Here is a 6,561-nt window from a genome sequence, read left to right as displayed (position 1 = left end):
CGCAGCGCCCGTAGCGCGGGCCGAAGGCATGAGCGCGAAGGGCAGCGGAGCCGGGAAGCGCGCCCGGCGGAGCGGAGCGCAGCCGGTCTTGATGAAGTAGGGAAAGTTCTATCGCGCTGGCGTCAGCCGCTTGCCGTCATGGCTTCGGACATGCGGGCCTGCCCCGTCGAGGGCGTCCAGGAGTCGGATCGCGTAGACCTCGGCCATGTACTGCGACACCTCGTCGGGCGTCAGCCACTCCACGGCCGTGGACTCGTCCGACGTGCGCTCCTCGCCGCCCGCGGGCTTGCAGCGGAAGACCAGCGCAACGATGCCTCGGGTGGTGTTCTTGTAGACGCCGGTCAGCTCGTCCACCTCGACGTGGATGCCGGTCTCTTCCCAGACCTCGCGCCGTACGCCTGCCTCCGGGGACTCCTCCAACTCGAGTACGCCGCCGGGGAGCTCCCACGTGCCGTTGTCCGCTCGGCGGATGGCCAGCAGTCGGCCGTCATCGCGGACCACCACTCCGGCTACGGACACGGAGTGCAGTGGCGTTGACTGGCCTTCCTTGGCGCTGTTACTCATGTACAGGAGCATAGGAGGAAGAAAAGGACTATGGGAACTGCAGTGGGAGAGGGGAGGTCCGTCCCTCAGTACGTGCGGATCGCTGAGGATCTGGTTCAGCAGATCAGGGCTGGGGTCCTCAAGCCGGGTGAGCTGGTGCCGAGTGAGTCGGAGCTGGTCGAGCGCTACGGCGTTTCGGGCGGCACGATCCGCAAGGCCATGGTCGAGGTCCGGGCCAGTGGGCTCGTGGAGACCCGGCACGGCAAGGGCTCGATGGTGAAGGACCGGCCGCCGGTGCGGCATCGCTCCTCGGATCGCTTCCGGCGTTCGCACCGCCAGGGCGGCAAGGCCGCCTACCTCGCCGAGTCCGCACAGTCCGGCGCCACGGCGAAAGTCAGCGTGCTCTACATCGGCCCCATGGAGGCCCCGGAGGATGCTGCCGAACGTCTCGGCGTTCCGGCCGGCACCCAGGTCCTCGCCCGCCGACGGCTCTACTTCCGCAACGGCACCCCGGTCGAGACGGCTTCCTCGTACCTCCCGTGGGACGTCGTGAAGGACATCCCCGAGCTGTTCGCCGAGAACCCCGGCGGCGGTGGCATCTACGCCCGACTCGAAGACCACGGGCACGAGTTCGCGGAGTTCGTCGAGACGCTGCAAGCACGTCCGGCCTCCAAGGCGGAGGCGTCCGAACTGGCGCTGAGCCCCGGCGCCCCGGTGATCCATCTGATTCGTGAGGCTCGTACGACCGAGGGTCGCGTGGTCGAGGTGTGCGACACCCTCATGGCCGCTGACCAGTTCGTTTTCGAGTACCGGATCCCCGCCGCCGACTGACGCACCCTCACTGATCCGCAGCCCGTCGTGACTTTCTCGTCGCGGCGGGTTGACTCATGTATAGGAGTGTTGCACTCTTCTTCATGTCACTCATGTACATAAGTGACGGAGTCCAGCCTCTATATAGGAGTGATCCGCTGTGCGTCAGATCCCCGTCGACACCTCCGCCGCCACCGTCATGGTCGCCAAGACACCTCAGGTCAAGGTCAAGGACCGCAAGACCGGTGAGGTCGCCCTGGACGTCGAGACCGGCGGCAAGCTGATGACCGTGGACGTGATGTTCGCGGCCAACGACCAGGTGGAGATCCTGTCCGTCACCGTCCCCGAGACCGGCGTCTCCGAGGAGCTGACGATGGGTACGCCCGTCGCGCTCACCGGTCTGATCGCCCGGCCGTGGGAGAACGAGTTCAACGGGCAGAAGCGGCACGGCATCGCCTTCCGCGCCGTCGCCGTCACCTCGCTCGCCGCCTCTGCGGCCAAGGCCAAGGCGGCCTGATCATGGGCGAGTTCATCGTCGTGCTCGTGGTGGTGGCCGCCGTCGCAGGTCTTCTGCGGTGGCGGCGCCCCGCCTGGTACTGGGTCTGCTTCGGCGCCGTGCTCGCGTCGCTGCGGCTTCTGGTCCGCTACGCCTCCGTGATGGAGGCCTGCGGGCTCACGGTCCCGCCGTCGCGCTGGCGCCTCGCACTCGCCCGACTGGCCAACCGGCCGCTTCCCGAGTCCCGTTCGCCGCGCATCCTGCGGCTTCGGCCCACCCGGACCGGCCTCGTCCTGCGCCTCAAGCTCCGCCCCGGACAGGACGCCTTCGACTTCTCCGCCGCCACGGACCGGCTGCGCCACTCCTTCGGGATGCACGGCGTCACCTCCCGTGAACTGCGCGCCGGTGTCGTCGAGCTGCGGATGACCGGCTACGACGTGCTCAAGCGGGTGCAGATGCCTGCCGCCAGCAGTGCCGCCGGTTCGTCGCCGCTACGTGTCCCGGTCGCACTGCGCGAGGACGGCTCGGTCCACTACCGCGACTACCGGGCCGTTCCGCACGGCCTCACCCTCGGCGCCACCGAGTCCGGCAAGTCCGTCTACCAGCGCAACCTCGTGTGCGGCCTGGCCCCGCTCGACGTTGCCCTGGTCGGCATCGACTGCAAGCAGGGCGTGGAGCTCTTCCCGCTCGCCCGCCGATTCTCCGCGCTCGCCGACGACCCGGACACCGCGCTCGAACTCCTCGACGCGCTCGTCGACCACATGCAGGAGGTCTACCAGCTCATCCGCGCCGAACAGCGCATCAGCGTCGGTATCCCGGACGCGGAGATCGCCGCCGACATCTGGGATCTGCCCGCCGACCTGCGCCCGACCCCGGTCGTCGTCCTGGTCGACGAGGTCGCCGAACTCGCCCTGTACGCCACCAAGGACGAGGAGAAGCGCCGCGACCGCATCGTCACCGCGCTCGTCCGCCTCGCCCAGCTCGGCCGCGCCGCCGGGATCTACCTGGAGATCTGCGGTCAGCGCTTCGGCTCCGAACTCGGCAAGGGCATCACGATGCTCCGCGCCCAGCTCACCGGCCGTACCGCCCACCGCGTCAACGACGAGACCAGCGCCAACATGGCCTTCGGCGACATCTCCCCGGACGCCGTACTCGCCGCCATCCAGATCTCGCCCGACACCCCCGGCATCGCCGTCGCCGGTGACTCGACCGGCGGCTGGGCCCGCATCCGCGCCCCGCACACCTCGCTTCGCGCCGCCGTGAACCTCTGCAACGCCCACGCCGACCGCACGCCGGACCTGCCCGCGCTCGCCGCCTTCCGGCCCGCCGTGCCCGCGCCCGCCCGGTCCTCCGTGTCGCTCACCAAGGCCGCCACGGTCACGGCCTGACTCCCTCCGCTCCACGGTCGGCGCGACCGCCCCGCGCCACGTCCCTACCCCGCCCATGCCCAAAACAGGAGGCCCCCCATGGACGCCAACGAGGACTTCGCCCGCACCGCCGCCCTCCTCGGCGCACTCGACCTGTACGAGCGCCGCTACGAGACCGACCCCGCGTTCGTCGAGGTCATCGCCCCCGCACTCGCCCTGTCCCTGCCGATCGGAGTCCTGCCGCCCATGCCGTACGACGGCAGTGACGACGCCTCGGAGGGCTGACCGGTGACGGCCCGCACCACGCTTCGCCCGGACGCCGTCCTCGTCCAGGCCGTCATCGCCGGAGCCCTCTCCTTCGCCCACCTCCACGACCTGGCCGCCGCTGCCGGGCAAGACGGCTGGAAGGCCTGGGCCTACCCGGTCAGCGTCGACCTGCTCCTGGTCGCGGCCTGGCGTCGGCTTCGCAGCGACCGCCGTTCCCGGCTCGCCTGGTCCTGGTTCGCCGTCGCGCTGTTCGCCTCGCTCGGCGCCAACGTCGCCACCGCCGGGCTCCTGGACGTCGACCACCCGCCCGCCTGGCTCCGGATCGGAGTCGCCGGATGGCCCGCGATCGCCTTCCTCGGTGGCACGCTCCTGGCCCACACGGCCACGGCCGCGCCCGCCGAAGTCGAGCGGGAAACCGTTCGGCCGGCACCCGAGCCCGAGCCGGAAATCGAGCGACCGACGCCCCCGATCCCGGAGCCCGTAGAGCCTCCGGCCGTCGAGGAAGCCTCGGCGCCCACGGCCGCCACCGAGCCCGCGGCCCCGCCGCCCGCCGAACCGGCCCCCGCCGTCCCGGCCGCCCTCGTCGCCCACGCCCGCAAGGTCGCCGACGCCCACCAGGCGAACACCGGCACCGCCATCGACCCCGACACCCTGCGCTCCCGCCTCGGCGTCCCGCCCCAGCTGGCCGACGCCATCGCCGCCCAACTCACCTGACCCGAAAGGAGAACCACCATGCCCGCCCGCGACCACTTCCACTCGGTGATGCAGATCGGCCCGGTCCAGGTCGGAACCCACCGCGACCGGCACGGCCGCACCAAGCACGCCGCCGTCTGCACTGCCGACCGCTGCGGCTGGTCCTCGGACTACTCCAGCCAGTCCGCCGCCCAGCTCGCCGCCCGCACCCACCGCTGCCGCGTGCGCTGAGGAGACCGCCATGGACGTCCCGCTCTGGTTCTTCGTCGCCTGCGTCGGCCTGGTCGGCATCAAGCTCATGCGCCCGCCCTGGTGGCTCGTCGCCCTCCTGCTCCTGGGCGGCTACCTCCTCGCCGACAGCGTCCTCGCACCGGTCATCGACACCGCCGTCAAGTAACCGCCCACGGAAGGGAGTACGTCCCGATGCTGCGCCCCAAGGTCCCGTCCATGCCCGTCCCGACCGGCCAGGTCATCCCGCCCGCCGTCGTCGAGCCGACCTCGATCACGCAGTCTCAGCCCGCCCCGGTGGCGACCCAGCCTCCGGTCTCGACCCGCCCCACGATCCAGCTCACGCCCGGCGCCCTGATCACCCTCGTCGTCGGCGGCACGGGCGTCGTCCTGGTCCTCGGCACCGTCCTGGTCTCGCTGCTCCTGGCCGTCGCCATCACCGCCGGATCGACCGCCATCACCGCACTCGTCATCCGCTCGCTCATGAACTCCGAGCACAAGCGCCGCTGACCGGCCCCCGGGCGGCCTGAAACCGCCAAGTCTCCACCGCCCGGGAGCCGTCCCCAACCGATCCAAGAACCGGAAGGAACCCCCAGCATGACGCACCGCACCCGCCGCCTGTCCCGGATCTGCGCCGCCTGCGACGGCTTCGCCTCCGTCGCCATCACCCTCGGCGGCCGCGACCGGAACGGCCACCTGCGCACCATCACTGCCGATTGCCCGGCCTGCGACGACACCGGCTTCGTCGTCCTCCGCACCCGCATCGCGCGGGAGGGCGCCCGTGCCTGACACGCTCCTCGACCCGACCACCCTCGGCGACCTGCTGAGGGTGGCTTCGGCCTCCGACTTCGACCGCTGGCAGGACCAGATCCAGCGCACCGGCGGCTGCTCCGACCCCATCCACCTCACCGGCTGGACCCTCACCAAGGACAAGACCACCGGCGAGACCCTGCACCACTACTCCACCGAGACCGAACCGGGCGGCCGACTCCGCCTCGCCTGCGGCAACCGCCGCGCCTCCCGCTGCCCGTCCTGCGCCTTCACGTACGCGGGCGACACCTACCACCTCATCCGCGCGGGCCTGGCCGGAGACGACCGCCGCGACATCCCCTCCACGGTCCGCGACCACCCCCGCGTCTTCGCCACACTCACGGCCCCGTCCTTCGGCCCGGTCCACAACCGCCCCGACTCCGGCACCTGCCGCTGCGGCACCCGCCACGCCTCCGACGACCCGGCCCTCGGCACGGCCCTGGACCCGACGACGTACGACTACGCCGCCGCCGTCCTCTTCAACAACCACGCGGGCGACCTGTGGATGCGCTTCACGACCCGCCTGCGCCGCGAGATCGCCGCCCGCGCCGGAGTCACCCAGCGCGAACTCAAGGAGTCCGCCCGCCTCTCGTACGGCAAGGTCGCCGAGTTCCAGAAGCGCGGCGCCCTGCACTTCCACGCGGTGATCCGCATCGACGGCCCAGAAGGCCCGGAGACCCCGCCGCCGTCCTGGGCGACGGTCACGCTCCTCGCCGATGCGATCCAGGCCGCCGCCAGCCACAGCTACACGTCCGTGTCGGTGCCAGCCGCCGAGGACGAACCGGCCCGCACCTTCCGCTGGGGCACGCAGCTCGACGTCCGCCCGGTCAAGGCCTTCGGCGACGGCTCCGACATCACCGAACAGGCCGTCGCCTCCTACGTCGCCAAGTACGCCACCAAGGCCGCCGAGAACACCGGCACCCTCGACCGCCGCATCGGCGAACTCTCCGAACTCGACCGCCACCAGGTCCCCGACCACACCCGCCGCCTGATCGAGGCCTGCAAGCACCTCGACCCGCTCTACCCGGACCGCCGCCTCTGGGCCTGGGCTCACATGCTCGGCTTCCGAGGCCACTTCTCCTCAAAGTCCCGCCGCTACTCGACCACCCTCGGCGAACTCCGCCAAGCCCGCGCCGACTTCCGCGCCGCCCAGGAACGCGAAGCCCTCGGCAACCCCGACTACGAGCCCGACACCGTCCTCGTCCTGGCCGACTGGCAGTACGCGGGCCACGGCCACACCCCCGGCGAATCCGCCCTGGCCGCCACCATCGCCCGCGGCCTCCAACTCAACCGCGAGACAGCCCGCGAAGCCCTGGCCGACCTGGCAGACGAGAAGGAGTGGTGACC

Annotated in this window: 11 protein-coding genes; 10 read left to right on the top strand and 1 reads right to left on the bottom strand. The window is 71.3% G+C overall.

The genetic code is table 11. The features are described from left to right. Window positions 1–108 precede the first annotated feature (108 nt). Complete coding sequence (locus ACFYWS_RS33815; protein WP_389282783.1) at window positions 109–576, bottom strand: NUDIX hydrolase; 468 nt, start codon at window positions 574–576, stop codon at window positions 109–111. A gap of 18 nt (window positions 577–594) precedes the next feature. Here ACFYWS_RS33815 and ACFYWS_RS33810 point away from each other — a divergent pair, with 18 nt between their 5' ends. From ACFYWS_RS33810 to repSA, 10 genes are all read left to right on the top strand, one after another. After that, the gene (locus ACFYWS_RS33810) at window positions 595–1,374 is read left to right on the top strand and encodes a GntR family transcriptional regulator (RefSeq protein ID WP_389282782.1); all 780 of its coding nucleotides are present in this window, start codon (window positions 595–597) and stop codon (window positions 1,372–1,374) included. Between the two features lie 139 nt (window positions 1,375–1,513). Beyond that, the gene (locus ACFYWS_RS33805) at window positions 1,514–1,870 is read left to right on the top strand and encodes a hypothetical protein (protein WP_389282780.1); all 357 of its coding nucleotides are present in this window, start codon (window positions 1,514–1,516) and stop codon (window positions 1,868–1,870) included. A gap of 2 nt (window positions 1,871–1,872) precedes the next feature. Next, entirely contained in the window at window positions 1,873–3,237 is a 1,365-nt protein-coding gene (locus ACFYWS_RS33800) for an FtsK/SpoIIIE domain-containing protein (RefSeq protein WP_389282778.1), read from the top strand. Between the two features lie 78 nt (window positions 3,238–3,315). Beyond that, window positions 3,316–3,501, top strand: coding sequence for a hypothetical protein (locus ACFYWS_RS33795; RefSeq protein ID WP_389282776.1), 186 nt, complete (start codon window positions 3,316–3,318; stop codon window positions 3,499–3,501). A 3-nt stretch (window positions 3,502–3,504) separates the two neighbouring features. Beyond that, window positions 3,505–4,197, top strand: a complete 693-nt coding sequence (locus ACFYWS_RS33790) for a DUF2637 domain-containing protein (protein ID WP_389282775.1) — start codon at window positions 3,505–3,507, stop codon at window positions 4,195–4,197. Between the two features lie 18 nt (window positions 4,198–4,215). Beyond that, window positions 4,216–4,407 carry a mobile element transfer protein gene (locus ACFYWS_RS33785; protein WP_266714668.1) on the top strand — a complete coding sequence of 64 codons (192 nt, stop codon included), beginning with the start codon at window positions 4,216–4,218 and terminating at the stop codon, window positions 4,405–4,407. A gap of 10 nt (window positions 4,408–4,417) precedes the next feature. After that, window positions 4,418–4,573 carry a hypothetical protein gene (locus ACFYWS_RS33780; protein WP_328633431.1) on the top strand — a complete coding sequence of 52 codons (156 nt, stop codon included), beginning with the start codon at window positions 4,418–4,420 and terminating at the stop codon, window positions 4,571–4,573. Window positions 4,574–4,599: 26 nt separating this feature from the next. After that, a complete protein-coding gene (locus ACFYWS_RS33775; protein ID WP_389282773.1) occupies window positions 4,600–4,914 on the top strand; it encodes a SpdD-like protein in 315 nt (104 codons plus the stop codon). A gap of 87 nt (window positions 4,915–5,001) precedes the next feature. After that, entirely contained in the window at window positions 5,002–5,193 is a 192-nt protein-coding gene (locus tag ACFYWS_RS33770; protein WP_389282771.1) for a hypothetical protein, read from the top strand. Then, window positions 5,186–6,559, top strand: a complete 1,374-nt coding sequence (gene repSA, locus ACFYWS_RS33765) for a replication initiator protein RepSA (RefSeq protein WP_389282770.1) — start codon at window positions 5,186–5,188, stop codon at window positions 6,557–6,559. The genes ACFYWS_RS33770 and repSA overlap by 8 nt, the downstream gene beginning before the upstream one ends. The last annotated feature ends 2 nt before the right edge of the window (window positions 6,560–6,561 follow it).

The sequence above is a fragment of the Streptomyces sp. NPDC002795 genome (assembly GCF_042888725.1).
Classification (GTDB): domain Bacteria; phylum Actinomycetota; class Actinomycetes; order Streptomycetales; family Streptomycetaceae; genus Streptomyces.
Note: the sequence above shows the minus strand (reverse complement) of the source record. Positions and strands in the feature narration are given on the sequence as shown.